This window comes from Devosia sp. Soil_C_22 (genome assembly GCF_057657195.1).
In genome coordinates this window covers 160,440-178,345 of record NZ_JBDGIY010000002.1, presented here as the reverse complement: position 1 = coordinate 178,345, position 17,906 = coordinate 160,440, and the positions used below count along the sequence as shown (strand labels likewise).

17 protein-coding genes are annotated in these 17,906 nt (G+C 66.8%); 10 read left to right on the top strand and 7 right to left on the bottom strand.

The window, feature by feature from the left end; genetic code table 11:
• Nucleotides 1-121: 121 nt before the first annotated feature.
• From AC3A6I_RS17910 to AC3A6I_RS17895, 4 genes are all read right to left on the bottom strand, one after another.
• Nucleotides 122-1,750 (bottom strand): glycoside hydrolase family 43 protein, encoded by a 1,629-nt coding sequence (locus AC3A6I_RS17910; protein ID WP_487545224.1) that lies wholly within the window; start codon nucleotides 1,748-1,750, stop codon nucleotides 122-124.
• Nucleotides 1,751-1,925: 175 nt separating this feature from the next.
• The gene (gene xylA / locus AC3A6I_RS17905) at nucleotides 1,926-3,233 is read right to left on the bottom strand and encodes a xylose isomerase (protein WP_487545223.1); all 1,308 of its coding nucleotides are present in this window, start codon (nucleotides 3,231-3,233) and stop codon (nucleotides 1,926-1,928) included.
• Nucleotides 3,230-4,693 (bottom strand): xylulokinase, encoded by a 1,464-nt coding sequence (xylB, locus tag AC3A6I_RS17900; protein ID WP_487545222.1) that lies wholly within the window; start codon nucleotides 4,691-4,693, stop codon nucleotides 3,230-3,232. Before xylB ends, xylA begins: the two co-directional genes overlap by 4 nt.
• Before the next feature lie 70 nt (nucleotides 4,694-4,763).
• Nucleotides 4,764-5,810, bottom strand: coding sequence for a LacI family DNA-binding transcriptional regulator (locus tag AC3A6I_RS17895; RefSeq protein ID WP_487545221.1), 1,047 nt, complete (start codon nucleotides 5,808-5,810; stop codon nucleotides 4,764-4,766).
• A 73-nt stretch (nucleotides 5,811-5,883) separates the two neighbouring features.
• On the opposite strand from AC3A6I_RS17895, the gene AC3A6I_RS17890 reads away from it, so the two are divergent.
• The 5 genes from AC3A6I_RS17890 (at nucleotide 5,884) to AC3A6I_RS17870 (ending at nucleotide 10,584) form a co-directional block, all read left to right on the top strand.
• The gene (locus tag AC3A6I_RS17890; RefSeq protein ID WP_487545220.1) at nucleotides 5,884-6,885 is read left to right on the top strand and encodes an aldose epimerase family protein; all 1,002 of its coding nucleotides are present in this window, start codon (nucleotides 5,884-5,886) and stop codon (nucleotides 6,883-6,885) included.
• A complete protein-coding gene (locus tag AC3A6I_RS17885) occupies nucleotides 6,885-7,421 on the top strand; it encodes a DUF1697 domain-containing protein (protein WP_487545219.1) in 537 nt (178 codons plus the stop codon). Before AC3A6I_RS17890 ends, AC3A6I_RS17885 begins: the two co-directional genes overlap by 1 nt.
• A gap of 97 nt (nucleotides 7,422-7,518) precedes the next feature.
• Nucleotides 7,519-8,649 (top strand): epoxide hydrolase family protein, encoded by a 1,131-nt coding sequence (locus tag AC3A6I_RS17880; RefSeq protein WP_487545218.1) that lies wholly within the window; start codon nucleotides 7,519-7,521, stop codon nucleotides 8,647-8,649.
• A gap of 9 nt (nucleotides 8,650-8,658) precedes the next feature.
• The gene (locus AC3A6I_RS17875; protein ID WP_487545217.1) at nucleotides 8,659-9,366 is read left to right on the top strand and encodes a helix-turn-helix transcriptional regulator; all 708 of its coding nucleotides are present in this window, start codon (nucleotides 8,659-8,661) and stop codon (nucleotides 9,364-9,366) included.
• Nucleotides 9,367-9,456: 90 nt separating this feature from the next.
• Nucleotides 9,457-10,584, top strand: coding sequence for an epoxide hydrolase family protein (locus tag AC3A6I_RS17870; RefSeq protein WP_487545216.1), 1,128 nt, complete (start codon nucleotides 9,457-9,459; stop codon nucleotides 10,582-10,584).
• A 43-nt stretch (nucleotides 10,585-10,627) separates the two neighbouring features.
• Here AC3A6I_RS17870 and AC3A6I_RS17865 read toward each other — a convergent pair whose 3' ends face one another.
• On the bottom strand, nucleotides 10,628-11,065 hold the full coding sequence (locus AC3A6I_RS17865; RefSeq protein ID WP_487545215.1) for an organic hydroperoxide resistance protein: 438 nt from the start codon (nucleotides 11,063-11,065) through the stop codon (nucleotides 10,628-10,630).
• A 114-nt stretch (nucleotides 11,066-11,179) separates the two neighbouring features.
• Between AC3A6I_RS17865 and AC3A6I_RS17860 the strand changes: the two genes are divergently transcribed.
• Both AC3A6I_RS17860 and AC3A6I_RS17855 read left to right on the top strand, forming a co-directional pair.
• A complete protein-coding gene (locus tag AC3A6I_RS17860; RefSeq protein ID WP_487545214.1) occupies nucleotides 11,180-11,614 on the top strand; it encodes a MarR family winged helix-turn-helix transcriptional regulator in 435 nt (144 codons plus the stop codon).
• 85 nt (nucleotides 11,615-11,699) lie between these two features.
• Nucleotides 11,700-12,428, top strand: coding sequence for a hypothetical protein (locus AC3A6I_RS17855; RefSeq protein ID WP_487545213.1), 729 nt, complete (start codon nucleotides 11,700-11,702; stop codon nucleotides 12,426-12,428).
• Here AC3A6I_RS17855 and AC3A6I_RS17850 read toward each other — a convergent pair.
• A complete protein-coding gene (locus AC3A6I_RS17850) occupies nucleotides 12,425-12,982 on the bottom strand; it encodes a DinB family protein (protein ID WP_487545212.1) in 558 nt (185 codons plus the stop codon). The two genes, AC3A6I_RS17855 and AC3A6I_RS17850, sit on opposite strands and share 4 nt — an antisense overlap.
• A gap of 80 nt (nucleotides 12,983-13,062) precedes the next feature.
• On the opposite strand from AC3A6I_RS17850, the gene AC3A6I_RS17845 reads away from it, so the two are divergent.
• Both AC3A6I_RS17845 and cfa read left to right on the top strand, forming a co-directional pair.
• Entirely contained in the window at nucleotides 13,063-13,977 is a 915-nt protein-coding gene (locus AC3A6I_RS17845; protein ID WP_487545211.1) for a phosphotriesterase family protein, read from the top strand.
• Nucleotides 13,978-14,088: 111 nt separating this feature from the next.
• Nucleotides 14,089-15,204 (top strand): cyclopropane fatty acyl phospholipid synthase, encoded by a 1,116-nt coding sequence (gene cfa, locus AC3A6I_RS17840; protein ID WP_487545210.1) that lies wholly within the window; start codon nucleotides 14,089-14,091, stop codon nucleotides 15,202-15,204.
• A gap of 14 nt (nucleotides 15,205-15,218) precedes the next feature.
• Here cfa and AC3A6I_RS17835 read toward each other — a convergent pair whose 3' ends face one another.
• Complete coding sequence (locus AC3A6I_RS17835; RefSeq protein ID WP_487545209.1) at nucleotides 15,219-16,739, bottom strand: YifB family Mg chelatase-like AAA ATPase; 1,521 nt, start codon at nucleotides 16,737-16,739, stop codon at nucleotides 15,219-15,221.
• A gap of 210 nt (nucleotides 16,740-16,949) precedes the next feature.
• On the opposite strand from AC3A6I_RS17835, the gene AC3A6I_RS17830 reads away from it, so the two are divergent.
• Complete coding sequence (locus AC3A6I_RS17830) at nucleotides 16,950-17,894, top strand: substrate-binding domain-containing protein (protein ID WP_487545208.1); 945 nt, start codon at nucleotides 16,950-16,952, stop codon at nucleotides 17,892-17,894.
• The last annotated feature ends 12 nt before the right edge of the window (nucleotides 17,895-17,906 follow it).

The window sequence follows — 17,906 nt, the reverse complement described above, 5'->3', positions numbered from 1 at the left end:
CTCGGCCTCCGGCCGATCCACCCTCTCCCCGACGGGGAGAGGAATAGTGGTGGCCACCGGGCTATCCGAATTCTTCTCCCCGTCGGGGAGAAGGTGGCGCGTAGCGCCGGATGAGGGGTGGCTAGTACCGGTCGCTCACATCCTTCACCGGGCGGTACACGAAGTCCGAAAACACCGCTTCCTTCGCCGTCCCGTTCAGATCGCTCGCCGCGACGCCGACGAAGGCGCCGGTAAAGCTGCCGTGCTCGGCGTGGCCGCCGCATTCGTCCGACAGCAGCGAGGCGTCGAGCACCGGGCCCGCCGGTTGCCAGTTGCCACCTGCCGCGGCGGTTCCGGCGGCATAGAAGAACTGCAGCCTGGGCCCGCGGATCTCGATCTTGAGCCGCACCGGGCCATCCTGCGGTAGCGGGATGGGGGCGGCGGGGAAGGTGAGGTTGCCGTCGGGGTGGCTCGCCATCGAGCTCATGATGAGCAGTTCGCGCTTGCCGTCAGAGTGGGCGGTGACGGTGATGTAGTGGAAGTTGTAGCGGCTGTAATAACCGGTGAGGCCGGCGAACTGGCGCTCGTCGACGGGATCGAAATCAACCGTCACTTCCGCATCGTAGGAGAAGTGCGTCTGCCGGCGCGCCACCAGCGCCTGCTCGAACCAGCTGCCGATCGATTCACGCCCGATCAGCGTCAGCTTGTTGTCGCCGACCTTGAAGATGCGCTCGGTCTCGGGTGTGCGCAGCCACTGGAAGTCCTGGTGCAGCGTATCGAAGCGGTAGCGCTGCTCCGCCCAGTAGTCGGTGTCGTCGCGGGTGCCGGGGATCTCGACCTCGATCGAGGGCACGGGACCGTTCTTGACCCACAGCCAGTCGTCATCGCCCCAGTAGGCTTCCTGGATGCCGGTCTCGCGGCCGAGCACGCAGCGGCGCTTCTGGGTCGTCGGGCGGCCCATCAGGTGGACGAGATAGGTCTTGCCGTCCGGCGTCTCGACGATATCGCCATGGCCGGCGCGCTGCACCTCCGCGAGCGGCGCGTCCTTGGCGGTGAGGATGTGCTTGATCGGATGGGTTTCGTACGGCCCGTCGATATTGCGCGAGCGCGCGAAGGTGACGGCGTGGTCGTAGCCCGTGCCGCCCTCGGCGGTCAGCAGGTAGTACCACGGCCGCCCGTCCTTGCCGACGCGCTTGTAGAGATGCGGGCCTTCGACCAGCTTCAGCTCGGTGCCCTGGTAGATATTCTTGATCGGGCCGACGAGCTTGCGCTGCGCATGGTCGTACTCCTGCAGCGCGATGCCGGCAAAGCGCAGCGGCCGCGCCCGGTGGTCCCACATCATGTTGACGAACCACTTCTTGCCGTCGTCGTCGTGGAACAGCGAGGGATCGAAGCCCGAGGAGTTCATATAGACCGGGTCTGACCACGGCCCTTCGATCGAGGGCGCGGTGACGAGGTAGTTGTGCGCGTCCTTGAACGAGCCGTCCTTGCGCTTCACGTCGGTGTAGATGAGGAAGAACTGCTCGCCGTCATGGCTGAGGCAGGGCGCCCACACGCCGCACGAATCCGGATCGCCGCGCATGTCGAGCTGGCTCGCGCGGGTCAGCGGCCGGGTCACGAGCTCCCAGTTGGCGAGATCCTTCGAATGATGGATCTGCACGCCCGGGTACCACTCGAAGGTCGAGGTGGCGATGTAATAGTCGTCGCCGACCCGCAGGATCGAGGGATCGGGATTGAAGCCGGGGAGGATGGGGTTGCGGATGGTGGGCATGGGGGTGCTCGGCGGTTGCGGTGATCCTCCCCTGCGTAGCGGGGGAAGGGGACCAGCGAAGCTGGTGGAGGGGGCGACGGGAAGTGCGGTGCGTGTGGCCGCCCCCTCCACCGCCTTTGGCGGTCCCCTCCCCCGTTTGCACGGGGGAGGATCACGGAGAGGCCGGTGAGCTCGCCTAGACGAACCGGTTGACCAGGTTCTCGAGATATTCCTGCTGGCCCGACTTGGGCTGCGGGTTGATGTTGTCCTTCTCGACGCGCGCGGCGATATCGGCCAGCGAGTCCGAGGTCAGCATCTTCTTGGCCGCGGCGCTGTCCCAGCCGGCATAGCGGGCGTCCTGCGCCTTGTCGAAAGTGCCGTCCTCGATCATGGCTGCGGCGCCCTTGAGGCCGCGGGCGAGGATGTCGAGGCCGCCGACATGGCCGTGCAGTAGGTCGGCCGGGTCGATCGACTGGCGGCGCACCTTGGCGTCGAAGTTGAAGCCGCCCTGGCCAAGGCCGCCGGCCTTGAGGATCTGGTAGAAGGCCAGCGCCATCTCGCCCGGGTTGTTGGGGAACTGGTCGGTGTCCCAGCCCGACTGCAGGTCGTTGCGGTTCGCGTCGACCGAGCCGAGGATGCCGAGCCCCCCGGCGACCGCCAGTTCGTGCTCGAAACTGTGGCCGGCGAGGAAGGCGTGGCCGACTTCGATGTTGACCTTCACGTCCTTTTCGAGCCCGTAGGTCTTGAGGAAGCCGTACACGGTCGCGACGTCATAGTCGTACTGGTGCTTGGTCGGCTCCTGGGGCTTCGGCTCGATCAGCAGCTGGCCCTTGAAGCCGATCTTCTTGGCATGCTCGATGACCAACGACAGGAAGCGCGCCGCGTGATCCTGCTCGGTCTTGATGCGGGTGTTGAGCAGCGTCTCGTAGCCCTCGCGGCCACCCCACAGCACATAGTTCGCCCCGCCCAGCTCATGGGTGATCTCGAGCATGGTCTTCACCTGCCCGGCGGCATAGGCGAACACGTCCGGATCGGGGTTGGTCGCGGCGCCGGCCATGTAGCGGCGGTTCGAGAACAGGTTCGCGGTGCCCCAGAGGAGCTTGGTGCGGGATGACTGCATCTTCTTGGCGAAGATGTCGGTGATGGTGCGCAGGTTCTTGTTGCTCTCAGCCAGCGTCGCGCCTTCCGGAGCGACGTCGGCGTCATGGAAGCAGAAGAACGGCGCATCGAGCAGGTCGAACAGCTCGAAGGCGACGTCGGCCTTGAGCTTGGCGCCCTCCATCGGCGTGCCGGCGTACCACGGCCGGTCGAAGGTGCGGCCGCCGAACGGGTCGCCGCCTTCCCAGGCGAAGGTATGCCAGTAGGCGATGGCGGGCCGGATATGGTCCTCCATGCGCTTGCCGAGGACGATCTCGTCCTTGTTGTAGTGCCGATAGGCGAGCGGGTTCTTGGAACCCGGGCCTTCGAACTTGACGGGGCTGATTCCCTTGAAGAAATCGGTCATTTGCGAGCCTCCTCGATGGCGGGATAGAGCGCCCGATAGCGCTCGTATTGACGCCCATAGGCGTCGGCCAGCGACGCCTCGGGTTTTATGACCCGCTGAATAGCGGGTGCGAGCATGATCTCGGCGGGATCGACGCCTTCGGCGGCACAGAGGCCAAGCCGGGCGACGCCGAGTGCGCCACCGAAATCGCCGTCAGCGGGGATGGCGATGTCGGTGTCGAGATTGGTGGCGATGAGCTTCAGCCACAGCTCGGACTTCGAGCCGCCGCCCACCGCGATGAGCTGGCCGAGCGTCGTGCCCGCGTCGTTCAGCACCCGCTTGCAGTCGCGGAAGGCAAAGGTCACGCCTTCCATCACCGCCTGCGCGAGTTTTGCGGGGTCGCTGGAGTGGCTGAGGCCGACGAAGCTGCCGCGTGCATTGGCATTGTTGTGCGGGGTGCGCTCGCCCGAGAGATAGGGGAGGAAGATTTCTTCGCCCGGGCCGGCAAACTGCGCTTCCGCCGCGCCGGCGAGTTTGGCGGGATCCTGGCCGGTGATCTTGCTCAGCCAGTTGAGGCTGTCGGTGGCGCTCAGGATCACGCCCATCTGGTGCCAGGTACTGGGCACCGCATGGCAGAAGGCGTGCACCGCGCCCTTGGTGTTGGGACGGAAACGGTCGTTGGAAACGAACAGCACGCCGGACGTGCCGAGCGACACGAAGCCCTCGCCCGGCTGGATCGCGCCGATGCCGCAGGCCGCCGCCGCATTGTCGCCGGCGCCGCCGGCGATGACGACATTGGCGCCCATGCCCCAGCGGGCGGCGAGCTCGCGTTTCAGCGTTCCGGACGGGGCCGAGCCTTCGACAAGCCGCGGCATGTGTGAGCGGTTGAGGCCGGTGACGGCGAGCAACTCGTCCGACCAGTCGCGCTTGCCGACATCGAGCCACAGCGTGCCGGCCGCGTCGGACATTTCTTCGACATGCTCGCCGGTCAGCAGCAGGCGGATATAGGCCTTGGGCAGCAGTACTTTGGCGATCCGCTCGTAGATCGCCGGCTCGTGCTTGCGCACCCAGGCGATCTTCGGCGCGGTGAAGCCGGGCATGGCGATGTTGCCGGCAATGTCGCGGAGGCTGGGGAGAGCCGCTTCCATCTCGGCGCACTCGGCGGCCGAGCGGCCGTCGTTCCACAGGATGCACGGGCGGAGGACCGCGTCGTCCTTCCCGAGCAGCACGGCGCCATGCATGTGGCCGGCGAGCCCGATGCCGCGTACCGCCGCCATCTCACCCGGATGCGCCTTGGCCAGCTGGTCGAGCGCTTCCTGCGTGGCGCCCCACCAGTCGGACGGATTCTGCTCCGACCAGCCCGGATGCGGGCGCACCGGCTCGACCGACTTGGCGGTCGCCTCGCCGATGGCGTTGCCGCTGCGGTCGATGAGCAGCGCCTTGACCCCGGACGTGCCGATATCAATGCCGAGATAGGTCATGAGGCACGTACCTCAAGACGCGTCACACTACACATCGGAACGTCCTCCCGGGCGGGTATTATTGGTCTAGTCAGGTGGTTCTTTCGGCCCTGGGGAGATTGTCGCGCAGATAGAGCCCGATTTCAATGGGGGGCAGTTCGCGATCCGACTGCCGGCCGAGCGCCACCGACTGCGCCACGCTGAGCGCGGTGGCGATTTCGCCGTCCGGGTTCTGGTCGATCACCACGTCGATGGCGCCGCCGAGGAGCCCCTCGCGCGTCGCCGGAGTCAGCTCGTGCGCCACCACGCGCAGCTTGCCGGCCCGCTTGGACTGGGCAAGTGCGCGGATCAGGCCGGCATTGCCGGCGCCCAGGTTGTAGATGCCGCTGAGCGGCTGCTCCAGCATGTGCAGCACCGCCGCTTCGGTGCGCGCGTCGTCGTCATAACCCTCGAGAGGTCCGACGATATGATGATGCGGAAACTCCGCCTTGAGCACCGCTTCAAACCCCTCGCGGCGCTGGTGGTGGTCGGCGAGGTTGAGCGAGCCGGCGATCAGCCCGATCGGGCCGGGCTTGGCGAATCGCCCCATCAGCGAGGCGGCGGTGCGGCCGGCGGCGAAATTGTCGATGCCGACGAAATGACGACGGGCCGAACCGGGCAGGTCCGACACCAGCGTCACCACCGCGATACCGCGGCGGGCGGCATGGTCGATGGCGCGGCGTACCTTGTCGTCCTCGGTGGCGACGACCACGGCGCAGTCGCAGGTCTTGGGGTCGAGTTCGCCCAGTGCTGACGCGAGTGCGGCAGGGTCGAAGGCGTGGACGAGCCGCGTTGTGATCGACACGCGTTCGCCCTTGCCGGCACTGGCGCGGCGCTGGATGGCGGCGCCGAGCGCGAACATGAACTCGTTGCGGCCATCGGGGATCAGGAAGGTGACGCCGAGGTCGCGAGCCCGCGCCAGCAGCGAAGCGGAGAGATCGCGGTGGAAATCGAGCAGCCGGATCGCCTCGGCGACCTTCTCGGCTGTCTCGCTGCGCACGCCGGGCCGGCCATTGAGCACGCGGTCGACCGTCGCCAGCGACACGCCGGCCTGTCGCGCCACATCATGCACCGTCGCTCGCCGCTTGATCTCGTCCATTCGTTCTCCCGCCCTTCCGCTCTCCCCCGAATGCGGCTATCCAACCCGTCGCACGAAAACGGAGGGATCGGCAATGAGTGTCACGGTGGATGGTTTCGGCAGCTTCGAGGGCAAGCGGGTCGACCAGTTCAAGCTGAAGAGCAACACCGGCGCCGAAGTCGATATCATTTCCTGGGGCGTGGTGGTGCGCGATTGGCGCGTGCCGATGGCGGGCGCGCTCCGCTCCGTCGTGCTCGGCTTCGAGCAGTTCGACTCCTACCCGGCCGCTTCCCCGTATTTCGGTTCGATCGCCGGCCGCGTCGCCAACCGCATCAAGGATGGGCGCTTCACCCTCGACGGCAAGACCTACGAGACGGCGAAGAATTTTGGCCCGCACACCCTGCATGGCGGGCCAGATGGGCTCGGCCGCCAGGTCTGGGCCGGCGAGATCGACAGTGCCAATAACGCGGTGCGCTTCACCCACCATTCGCCCGACGGCGCCATGGGCTTTCCGGGCAATGTCGATTTCACCGTGACCTATACGCTGACCGGCAACACGCTGCGCCTCGATATCGCCGCCAAGGCCGACCGGCGCACCCCGATCAACGTCGTGCAGCACCAGTATTTCAACCTCGGCACCGGCGCCGACGTGCTCGACCATCACTACAGGATCGCGACCGGCGCGCATACCGCGCTCGGCGAAATGCTGATCCCGACCGGCGCCATCCTGCCCTCGGCCGGCACCATCTGGGATTTCCGCGCCGGGCGGAACATGCGCGACGCCAACGGCGCGGCAATCGACTATGACGGCAACACCGTGCTCGACACCGATCGCCGGTTCGAGGATCCGGTGGCCGTGGTCACCGGCCCCGACAAGGCGCTGACCCTGAAGCTCCATACCGACCGGGCGGGCCTGCAGGTCTACAACTCGGTGTGGACCAATGCCTCGGCCGAAGGCAAGACCTTCGGCAAGCATTCGGGCTTCTGCCTCGAGGACCAGGAGTTCCCGGACTCGGTCAACAACCCGCATTTCCCGTCGGTCATCTACGGCCCCGACCGGGACTACAGCCACCGGGTCGATATCGAGATCGCCTGATGGCGGTCTATGTCGCCCTGATCCGCGCCATCGGCCCGGTGACGCACGCCAAGATGAAGATGGCGGCGTTGCGCGATGCCTGCGAGGACGCCGGGCTCGAGGATGTGACCACGGTCGGCAATACGGGCAATATCGTGTTCCGTTCGCGCAAGGGCAAAGCCGTCGCGCGCCAGATGGTGCAGGACGTGGTCGACGGCTTCGGGCTCGGGCCGGCCAACGAAGTGTTCGTATGCACGCCCGGGCAGATGGCCGAGGTCGTCGCGGCCAATCCGTTTCCCGACGTGGCGGCGGAACGGCCGGCCGAGATGGGCGTCTGCACCTTCCACACGGCGCCGGACTGGGCGCCTGTCATAACAGGCCATGTCGGGCCGGAGCAGATCGCCGTGGCGGGCGAGCACCTGGTCATCGCCTATCCCCGGGGCATCAGCACGTCGAAGCTGAACATCGAGAAAGTGCTGGGCGCGAAGATGACCATGCGCAACTGGCGCGTTTTCGCCAATCTCGCGGACAAGGCCGCGGCGCTCGCCAAAGGCTGAGTGCAGGTTGCTGACACGGGCTGGCAGCAGGGTCGGCCTAAGAACTTCGCATTCCGGCAGGGTGTTGTCCTGCTGGTCCCCGCGAAGGAGATGACCCATGCAGCCGTTCAAGATCGCCATTTCGGACAGCGCACTCGCCGACCTGCAAGCGCGGCTCGCCGCCACCCGCTTCCCCGATGAGCTCGAGGGCGTGGGCTGGGACTACGGCACCAGTATCGGCTGGCTGAGGGGCTTTGTCGATTACTGGGCCCGCGAGTATGACTGGCGCGCCGCAGAAGCCCGGCTCAACGGCTTTGCCCAGTTCACCACCGAGATCGACGGCGTGACCGTGCATTTCGTCCACGTGCGCGGCAAAGGCGCCAACCCCACGCCGGTGCTGCTCACCAATGGCTGGCCAAGCAATTTCGTCGAGTTGCTGCCGCTGGTCGATCGGCTGACGGCCGAGGCGGACGGCGTTTCCTATGACGTCATAATCCCCTCGCTGCCCGGCTACGGCTTTTCCAGCCGGCCCACTCAGCGGGGTATGAACCTGACGCAGATCGGCCATCTCTGGGCCAAGCTGATGGACGAGCTGGGCTATGAGCGCTTCCTAGCCTCGGGCTCCGACCTCGGCGGCGGCGCCATACTCGGGCTGGTGCGCCACCACCCGCAGCGGCTGATCGGCGCGCATTACTGCAACGTCTTTTCGGGCTATCCGCGGCCGCCGGAGCTGACCCCGGAGGAGGTCGAGTACTTCAAGAAGGTCGACTATTCGACCTTTGCCGAGGGCGCCTATGCGATGGTCCACGGCACCAAGCCGACGACACTGGCGGTGGGCCTCAACGATTCACCCGCCGGGCTGGCCTCGTGGATTCTCGAGAAGTTTCACCGCTGGGGCGATACCGGCGGCGACATCGACAGCGTGTTCTGGCGCGAGGACCTCGCGACCATCCTCGCGGTCTACTGGTTCACCGAAACCATCGGCTCCTCGGTTCGCCTCTACAAGGAGGCCTTCGCCGATCCCGAGCTCACCTCGCCCATGCCTGAGCACGATGTGCCGCAGGGCGTACTGGTGCCGGCCGAAAGCGACCTGCCGGCGCCGCGGGCCTGGGGCGAGCGGAACCTCCAGAACCTCATCCACTGGAACGATGCCGGCAAGGGCGGACACTTCCCGGCGCTCGAAGTGCCCGATGTGCTTGCCGGGGACATTCGCGCCTTTCATCGTGAGGCCGGGCGCTTTGCGCGCTAACCTCATCCCATGGACAAGACCGAACGCCTGTTTGCCGTCATGGACGCGCTCCGCCGTCACCGTCGCCCGGTGACGGCGGCGGCGCTCGCCGAGGAACAGGGCGTCTCCGTGCGGACCATGTACCGCGACGTGCAGACGCTCATCGGCCTGGGCGCGCCCATCGATGGCGAGGCCGGAGTGGGCTACATGCTGAGACCCGGTTTCTTCCTGCCGCCGCTGATGTTCTCGCCCGAGGAGCTCGAGGCGCTGGTGCTGGGTGCGCGCTGGGTGCAGGCCCAGCCCGACGCCGGGCTGGCTGGTGCCGCAAAGAACGCCTTGGGCAAGATCGCCACGGCCTCGCCCGACGACCTGCGCGACCGCATCAAGGACACCGGCCTGTGGCCGGTGCTGATGCGCGGGCCGCTCGAGCCGGCGCCGGTGCTTGGGCTGGTGCGCGCCGCCATGCGCAACGAGAAGGCGCTCCACATCAGCTATGCCGACGAGGGCGGCAAGACCTCGGAGCGCGACATCTGGCCGGTGCAGCTCGCCTATTATGAGGGCAAGCAAATCGTCGCCGCCTGGTGCTGCATGCGCGAGGCGTTCCGCAACTTCCGCACCGATCGCGTCGTCGCGGCCAGCGAGACCGAAAGCCGCTACGGCCGGCGTCGCCTGCAGCTCGCCAAGGAGTGGCGCGAGGAATGGGCCCGCCGCCATCCGGACTGGGCGCCGCAGCCCTGATCCATTGCTGCCAAACCCTGTCAGCAGGCCTCGGGCAAGGTGGTTTCAGCGGCGGGACTGGCCCGCCAACGGCTGAAAGGACACCTGGAAATGACCGCCATCGTCCCGTTCAAGATCAACGTTTCCGACGAAGCCATCACCGACCTTCGCGAGCGGCTCGCCATGACCCGCTGGCCCCAGCAGGTCGCCGCGGACTGGACCCACGGCCAGCCGGTGCCCTTCATCCGCGAACTGGCCGAGCAGTGGGCGCATTTCGACTGGCGCGCTGTCGAGACGAAGCTCAACGCCTACCCGCAGTTCACCACCGAGATCGACGGGCAGATCGTCCACTTCCTGCACGTCAGGAGCCGCGAACCCAACGCCTTCCCGCTGATCCTGACGCATGGCTGGCCCTCGACCGTGGCCGAGTTCCTCGATGTGATCGGGCCGCTCACCGATCCGCGCGCCCACGGGCTCGACCCCAGCCTTGCCTTCGATCTCGTGATCCCGTCGCTGCCCGGCTTCGGCTGGTCGGTGCCGTTGCAGCCGGGCTGGGACGCGGCCCGCACCGCCGCAGCCTGGGACACGCTGATGCACCGGCTCGGCTACACCCGCTATGGCGCGCAGGGCGGCGACGTCGGTGCGCTGGTCGGCCGCGAGCTCGGCATCCTCAAGCCGGATGGGCTGGTGGGCACGCATCTGCAGCAGATCTTCGCCTTCCCCAACGGCACGCCGGGCGAGATGGAGGGGCTCTCGCCGTTCGAGCTAGAGGGCTTTGCCAATCTCGACATGTTCCAGAAATACTCGGGCTACCAGGACATCCAGTCCAAGCGCCCCGGCACGCTCGGCTTTGGCCTCGTCGACTCGCCGTCGGCACTGCTGGCGTGGAACGCCGAGCTGTTCTTCGGCTTCGAGGGGCAGGGCGAAAAGTTCGTCGATCGCGAGCGCTACCTGCTGCACGTCTCGATCTACTGGTTCACGGCCACGGGCAGCACTGCGGCCGAGAACTATCTCGAGAACGCCCGCACCGGCGCTGGCTATCGCGAGATGCCCAACGAGACGCCGACCGCGGTCGCGTCCTTCCCCTACGATTTCCGTTCGGTGCAGAGCTTTGCCAGGCGCTCCAACAACATCGTGCGCTGGACCGAGATGCCGCGCGGTGGGCACTTCGCGGCGTCCGATGCGCCGGACCTGCTCGTCGAGGATGTTCGCGCCTTCTTCGGCGGCCTGATCGGCTGAGGCGAGGGCAGGCGGCGGACGTCCCCGTCGCCTGCTGAACCCGTCAGGCCGCCTCGGCGACGGCGGTCAGTTCCACGTCGTGGACATTCCGGATCAGGTGCGAATAGGGGCAGATGTCGTGCGCGAGCGCCATCACCTGCTCTATGGTCGCCTGGTCGAGCCCCGGTGCCTTCACTTCCAGAGCCGCCGCGATCGAGTAGCCGACCCCATCCTCGCGATCGAGGAAGCGTACGGTGGCGGTGACCGCAGTCGCCTCGGGCACGTTCACCTTCAGCTTGCGCGCTGCGCCGCGGAACGCGCCCATGAAGCATGCCGAATAGCCGGCGGCGAACAGCTGCTCCGGATTAGTGCCCGGCCCGCCATCGCCACCCATTTCCTTGGGGATGGAGAGCGCGACGGAGAGCCGCCCGTCTGCCGTGGCAGCGGCGCCGTTGCGGCCGCCGCCTGTGGAGGTGGCGCTGGTGGAGTAGATGGCCTTCATGATGGAAAATCCCTTGTCAGCTATGGGAGGACGCTTCAACGTCGCGTCAGATAGCCGACAATTAGATTGTGTACAATTGAATTGTGCACAACTGTTTGTTATGTGAGAGACGCCATGGCCAAGAACCTTTCGCTCGACCACCAGCTCTGCTTTGCAGTTTACGCGGCGGCGCATGCCTTCAACCGCTTCTACAAGCCCCTGCTCGGTCCGCTCGGCCTCACCTATCCGCAGTACCTGGTGCTGCTGGTGCTGTGGGAAAAGGACGCCCAGACCGTCTCCGGCATCGGCGAGCGCCTGATGCTCGATTCCGGCACGCTGACCCCGCTGCTGAAGCGGCTCGAGGCCGCCGGTTTCGTCACCCGCGCCCGCTCCGAGCGCGACGAGCGGCAGGTGCTGGTGCGCCTGACCGATGCCGGCAAGGCGTTGCAGGCCACGGCCGAAGGCTTCCCCGAAATGATCCTCGATGCCTCCGACTGCGCCGCGACCGATCTCGACAGCCTGCGGAGCCAGCTGGCCGCCTTGCGCGAAAATCTCGATAAGGCGGCCTGAGCTAACCAGTCGGCGACAATAGCCCTACCGGGCGGGGCGCTCCTATGCTGTAGTCGCTTGCACAAGTGGCGCAGGGCGACGCGTGATGACTGTGTTGAGCGAGACAAGACATGGCCTGCTGTCGCTGGCCGACCGGGTCTACGTGATAAATCTTGCGCACCGCGAGGATCGGCGGCGCGAGATCGCCCAGCAGCTCGAACGCGTCGGACTTCGTCTTGATCAGGAGCCTGTGCATCTGTTCGACGCCGTGCGGCCCACCGAGCCCGGTGGCTTTCCCTCGATCGGCGCGCGCGGTTGCTTCATGAGCCATCTCGGCGTGCTGCGCGACGCGCGCGAGCGCGGCCTCGACAGCATCCTCGTGCTCGAGGACGACGCCGATTTCACCAGTGCCCTTTTCTCCGCCGGCGACGGCGAGCTGCGCACGTTGGCGGCGGGCGACTGGGGCATGGCCTATCTGGGCTATCATCTGGACTCCGAGCTTGGCGCCGGCCCGTTCGAGCCCGTTCCGAGCGGCACGGGTGTGCGCACGACGCATGCCATGCTGCTGCGCCGGGCCGCGATCGTCCGGATCATCCCCTATCTCGAAGCTATCCTCCAGCGTTCGCCCGGCGATCCAGCCGGCGGGCCCATGCATGTCGATGGCGCCTATTCCTGGTTCCGCAAGGATAATCCGGACGTGAAGACGCTCGTGCCGGTCCGGCAATGGGCGGTGCAGCGCAGTTCGCCGACCGACATTGCCGAGCGCAGCTGGCGCGATCGCATACCGCTGATCGGCCTGCTGCGGCGCTGGAAGAACCGGCTGGTGCGGCGCTAGCGCTGCAGCTCCGCCTCGGACCAGCCGAGCGCCGCCATATCGGCGATCCGGTCGCGGAAATCGCTGGCGGTGAGGAATTCGTCGAGCTGTGGCGGCGCGACCGACGCGCCGGACAGCATGGCGTGCACCTGTCCGCGATGGTGCGTCTGGTGCATGAACAGATGCAGGAGAAGGTCGTCCGTGCGCTCGACCTGGATGCGGCCGGTGCGGTGCACCCGTGTCTCGGCCGCCAGCTTCTCGTCGGTCAGCGTCGCAATGAAGGCGAGCAGGCGCTCATCGACTGCGGCCTGTGCCTCGGCCAGCGGCGCCATCGCGTCGAACGGCTCCTCCGGATCCCAGGCCTTCGGGCCGAGCGTGCCGCCTTCGAGCGCATCGACATAGAACCAGTCGATGGTGAGGATGTGGCTGAGCGTCGCCTTGAGCGAGGGGAAAAAGCTCGTCCGCGTCGCCTCGAACTCACCGGGCCCGAGCGCGAGGCACGCGGCGTGCAGGCGGTGATTGGCGAGCCGGTTGTTCTGCGCCAGCTTGCGCATGATCCGGACGGCTATGCTCATTCCACGTCTCCCTCGGTGGCGGTCAGCTGCGTTTACATCGCGGCGCACCTCGGCAATGCTGCCGCCGAGGGAGAACGCTGATGAAACTGCTGCACACGACGCTCGGGCCCATGCGCGCCAACGAGCTCGGACCGATCCTGCCGCACGAACATGTTTTCGTCGATTTGCGCACGCCCGACCAGCCCGGCTATGCCGAGGCCGATGCGGCCGACGTGGTGCGCCTGATGGGGCCGGAGCTCGAGGCGCTGAAGGCGCGCGGCTTCACTGCCATCGTAGAGTGTTCCACCGGTGGCGTCGGGCTCAGGGTCGATATCGATCTGGCAGTCAGCAAGGCGACCGGCTTCCCCATCGTCGTGCCGACCGGTAACTATCGCGAGCCATGGATCCCGGATTGGGTGCGCAACGCCAGCGAGGCCGAGCTCGAGGAGCGCTTCCATCGCGATCTGACCGTGGGCGTCGGCGAGACCGGCGTGAAGGCGGCCTGGATCAAGATCTCGGCCGGCGACGACGGCATCACCCCGCTCGAGGAGACCATCCTGCGGGCGGCGGCGCGGGCGGGGAAGCGCACCGGCGCGGTGATCGGCAGCCACACCATCAAGGGCCGGGTGGTGATGGATCAGCTCGATATCATCGAGTCCGAGGGCTATCGCGCCGATCGCTTCATCTCGATCCACACCCAGCATGAGGAAGATTTCGGGCTCAACCTCGCGGTGGCCGAACGCGGCGCCTGGATCGAATACGATCATGTCGGCCGCGCGCCCGATGACGAGGTGGCGGCGCTGATCCTCAAGGCACTCGAAGCCGGCAAGGCGACGCAACTGCTGATCAGCCACGACCTCGGCTGGTACGATCCGGCGCAGCCCGGCGGCGGGACCCCGCGCGGCTACACCCACCTCGCCGACGTCATGCTGCCTCTGCTGCGCCAGCGCGGCGTCGACGACGCAACCATCGAGCAGCTGACGGTGAAGAACCCATTCGAGACCTTCGCCCGCTGAGCACGCGCAGCTAGACCCTACCCGAATGGCTGGTTTGACCGCTCGGCTGCTTGCAGCCCGGTGGCCATCGGCGTTAGAATTAGTTAGCAGCCTAATTAATTCGAGTTGCGAATGAGCTCCGGACCCAAGGGATATTTCACCCGTATCGTGAAGGAGGCCGGCATCGAGATTGGCGGTAGCCGGCCGTTTGACGTGCATGTTCATGACGACCGGCTATGGGGCCGCGTGGCGAGCCATGGCACCCTGGGCTTCGGCGAAGCCTATATGGATGGCTGGTTCGATGTCGAAGCGCTGGACGAGTTCATCTTCAAGCTGCTCGACTACGACATCTACGCCCATCTGAAGCCCGACCTGGGGCTCGCGCTCAGCGTCATCCGCGGCCGCCTGCTCAATCGGCAGCGCAGCCGCGTCACCGAAGTGGGCGAGAAGCACTACGACATCGGCAACGACCTCTACTCGCGCATGCTCGACAGGCGCATGGTCTATTCCTGCGGCTACTGGGCCGAGGCGGAAACGCTCGACGCCGCGCAGGAGGCCAAGCTCGATCTCATCTGCCGCAAGGTCGGGCTCGCTCCGGGCATGAAGGTACTCGATATCGGCTCGGGCTGGGGCGGCTTCCTGAAATTTGCCGCCGAGCGCTATGGCATCGAGGGCGTCGGCATCACCATCTCCAAGGAGCAGGCGGCCTATGCCGAGGCGACCAAGGGCGACCTGCCGATCGAGACGCGGCTGATGGACTACATGGCACTCGACGGCCAGTTCGACCGCATCATCTCGATCGGCATGTTCGAGCATGTCGGCTACAAGAACTACGCCGCGTATTTCGCCAAGGCGCGGCAGCTGCTGAAGCCCGACGGGCTGTTCCTGCTCCACACCATCGGCAATAATTTCTCGTCGACGCATGGCGATCCGTGGGTGGAAAAATACATCTTCCCCAATGGCATGCTGCCCTCGATCAAGCAGATCGCCAGCGCCACCGAGCATAAGTTCACGGTCGAGGACTGGCACAATTTCGGCGCTGACTACGATCGCACGCTGATGGCCTGGTGGACCAATTTCAATGCCGCCTGGCCTCAGTTGCGCGACAAATACGGCGAGCGCTTCTATCGCATGTGGCGCTTCTACCTGTGCGTGATGGCCGCCATGTTCCGGGCCCGCAACATCCAGCTCTGGCAGGTGGTGCTGAGCCCCAAGGGTGTGCACGGTGGCTATCGCCGGGTGAGCTGACGACGCTGGCGGGGCTAGGCTACCGCGAAGTTGATGCGATAGCTCAGCGCCTCGGCGACATGCGGGCGCGCCACCTTGTCGACCCCGGCAAGGTCGGCGAGCGTTCGCGCGACTTTCAGCACGCGGTGATAGGCCCGGGCCGACAGGTTGAAGCGCTCGGCCGCCTGCAGCAGCAGCGCCTGGCTCTCCTTGTCCGGATCGACCAGTTTCTCGATCAGCGTCGGTCCGGCAGCGGCATTGGTGAAGATATCGGGCTGGCCGGCCTCGGCATAACGCTCGCGCTGCCGCTCGCGTGCCGCTACGACGCGCGCCGCAACCTTGGCCGAGGGCTCGGCGGTGGATGGCCCGATCATGTCTGCAGCGGAGACGGCGGGCACGTCGATCCTGAGGTCGATGCGGTCGAGGAAGGGCCCGGAAACTCGCGCCTGGTAGTCCGACGCGCAGCGGTCACCGCGCTTGCAGGTATGGCCCGGCGTGCCGGCCATGCCGCACTTGCACGGGTTCATCGCCGCCACCAGCTGGAAGCGGGCCGGAAAGCTGACATGGGCGTTGGCGCGCGCGATCATCGTCTCGCCGCTCTCGAGCGGCTGGCGCAGGCTATCGAGCACCGACGGCGAGAATTCTGGCAGCTCGTCGAGGAACAGTACGCCGTTATGCGCAAGGCTGGCCTCGCCCGGCCGCACGCGCAGCCCGCCGCCAACCAGGGCTGCCATCGACGCCGAGTGGTGCGGCGAGCGGAACGGCCGCCGGTCGCTGAGCGCCCCGCCCGAGAGTTCTCCGGCGATGGACTGGATCATCGACACATCGAGCAGTTCGCGCGGGTTGAGCGGCGGCAGGATCGAGGGCAGCCGCGCCGCCAGCATGGATTTGCCGGCCCCGGGCGGGCCGACCATCAGCAGGTTGTGGCCGCCGGCCGCCGCGACTTCGAGCGCGCGGCGCGCGACCTCCTGTCCGCGCACATCGGCGAGGTCGGGCAACGCTGCCGGGTCGGGCTGGCGCCGCGTCGTCGGCCGCGAGCAGAGCTGGTAGCCGCCCAGGTGATTGACCAGCGCCAGCAGCGTATCTGGCGCAATGATCTCGAGATCGTCGCCGGCCCACGCCGCTTCCGGGCCCGAGGGTTCGGCGCAGATGATGCCCAGGTCGCGCCCCAGCGCCGCGATCGCCGCGGGCAGCACGCCGGCGGTCGGCGCCAGCCGCCCGTCGAGCCCGAGTTCACCCAACGCCACATAGCCTTCGAGCGCATCGGAGGGGATGGCGCCGATGGCCGCCATCAGGCCGAGCGCGATCGGCAGGTCGTAGTGGCTGCCTTCCTTGGGCAGGTCGGCCGGTGCGAGGTTCACGGTGATGCGCTTGGGCGGCAGGCTGAGGCCCGAGGCGTAGAGCGCGGCGTGCACCCGCTCGCTCGATTCCTTCACCGCCTTGTCGGGCAGCCCGACGAGCAGGAATTTCGGCATGCCAGGCGCAATCTGCACCTGCACGTCCACCGGCACCGCCTCGATACCCTGAAACGCCACGGTCGCGACCCGCGTGACCATCCCGTAAGCCCCCAACAGCCCGAGCGGACGCTATCAGGAGAATTACGGACGGCGCAAGAACGTTTAGGGAACGACGCGCAACACAACAACAGATCGACCGGCATCTGCTGCATGCTAACATGTTAGCGCTTGCGCCGATTGGGGGAGTTTCATAGCTTGGCCCCATGCTTGACGGTGAATGCACCGCCTGCATTTGAGGAGGACAACATCGTGAACAGACGCAGTTTCCTGCTGTCGTCGGTGGCGCTTGGTGCGCTTGCCGCGGCGGCACCAGCAGCATTTGCCCAGGAACTGACAATTCTCGGCTCGGTGCCGAGCCTGGGCTTCCCGTTCTTCGTCCACATGCTCAACCAGATCAAGGCTGAGGCGGGCACGCAGGGCGTCAACATCATCGAGTCCGACGGCCAGAACTCGGCGCCCAAGCAGACTGCCGACATCGAGGCGGCGATCGTGCAGAAGGTCAACGCCATCGTCATCTCGCCGCTCGACGTGAACGCGCTCGCGCCCGCCATCGAGCAGGCCGTGCAGGCCGGCGTGCCGGTCGTCACCATCGACCGGCGCGTCGATGGCGTGGAAGGCATTCTCGCCCATGTCGGCGCCGACAACGTCAAGGGCGGCGAGGCCGAGGCCCAGGCGCTGGTCGATGCCTTCCCCGATGGCGCCAAGATCTTCCACCTGCAGGGCCAGCCCGGCGCTGGCCCGGCGATCGACCGCAACAAGGGCGTCCACAACGTCCTCGACCCGGTCAAGGACAAGTACCAGATCATCTTCGAGCAGACCGCCAACTTCGCCCGCGACCAGGGCCTGTCGGTCACCGAGGCGGGCCTTGCCGCCAATGGCAAGCCCGATGCGATCATCTGTGCCAACGACGACATGGCGCTCGGCGCGGCCGAGGCGTGCGCGGCCCGCGGCTTCACCGACGTGAAGATCTACGGCTTCGACGCCCTGCCCGAAGCGCTGGCCGCCGTGCGTGACGGCAAGCTTGCCGGCACCGTCGAGCAGTTCCCGGGCGAGCAGTCGCGTACCGCCGTTCGCATCGCCGTGGCCTTCGCCAAGGACAAGACCGAGCCGGCCGAGAAGCTGGTGCTGCTCACCCCGGTGGTGATCGGGCCGGACAATCTCGACAAGGCCGAGCGCCTCGGCGAAGTCCAGTAAGCAGCGAGGGCG

Coding starts and splice junctions, on each gene's coding strand:
- AC3A6I_RS17910 (WP_487545224.1), bottom strand. CDS start 1,750: ATGCCCACCATCCGCAACCCCATCCTCCCCGGCTTCAATCCCGATCCC.
- xylA (WP_487545223.1), bottom strand. CDS start 3,233: ATGACCGATTTCTTCAAGGGAATCAGCCCCGTCAAGTTCGAAGGCCCG.
- xylB (WP_487545222.1), bottom strand. CDS start 4,693: ATGACCTATCTCGGCATTGATATCGGCACGTCCGGGGTCAAGGCGCTG.
- AC3A6I_RS17895 (WP_487545221.1), bottom strand. CDS start 5,810: ATGGACGAGATCAAGCGGCGAGCGACGGTGCATGATGTGGCGCGACAG.
- AC3A6I_RS17890 (WP_487545220.1), top strand. CDS start 5,884: ATGAGTGTCACGGTGGATGGTTTCGGCAGCTTCGAGGGCAAGCGGGTC.
- AC3A6I_RS17885 (WP_487545219.1), top strand. CDS start 6,885: ATGGCGGTCTATGTCGCCCTGATCCGCGCCATCGGCCCGGTGACGCAC.
- AC3A6I_RS17880 (WP_487545218.1), top strand. CDS start 7,519: ATGCAGCCGTTCAAGATCGCCATTTCGGACAGCGCACTCGCCGACCTG.
- AC3A6I_RS17875 (WP_487545217.1), top strand. CDS start 8,659: ATGGACAAGACCGAACGCCTGTTTGCCGTCATGGACGCGCTCCGCCGT.
- AC3A6I_RS17870 (WP_487545216.1), top strand. CDS start 9,457: ATGACCGCCATCGTCCCGTTCAAGATCAACGTTTCCGACGAAGCCATC.
- AC3A6I_RS17865 (WP_487545215.1), bottom strand. CDS start 11,065: ATGAAGGCCATCTACTCCACCAGCGCCACCTCCACAGGCGGCGGCCGC.
- AC3A6I_RS17860 (WP_487545214.1), top strand. CDS start 11,180: ATGGCCAAGAACCTTTCGCTCGACCACCAGCTCTGCTTTGCAGTTTAC.
- AC3A6I_RS17855 (WP_487545213.1), top strand. CDS start 11,700: ATGACTGTGTTGAGCGAGACAAGACATGGCCTGCTGTCGCTGGCCGAC.
- AC3A6I_RS17850 (WP_487545212.1), bottom strand. CDS start 12,982: ATGAGCATAGCCGTCCGGATCATGCGCAAGCTGGCGCAGAACAACCGG.
- AC3A6I_RS17845 (WP_487545211.1), top strand. CDS start 13,063: ATGAAACTGCTGCACACGACGCTCGGGCCCATGCGCGCCAACGAGCTC.
- cfa (WP_487545210.1), top strand. CDS start 14,089: ATGAGCTCCGGACCCAAGGGATATTTCACCCGTATCGTGAAGGAGGCC.
- AC3A6I_RS17835 (WP_487545209.1), bottom strand. CDS start 16,739: ATGGTCACGCGGGTCGCGACCGTGGCGTTTCAGGGTATCGAGGCGGTG.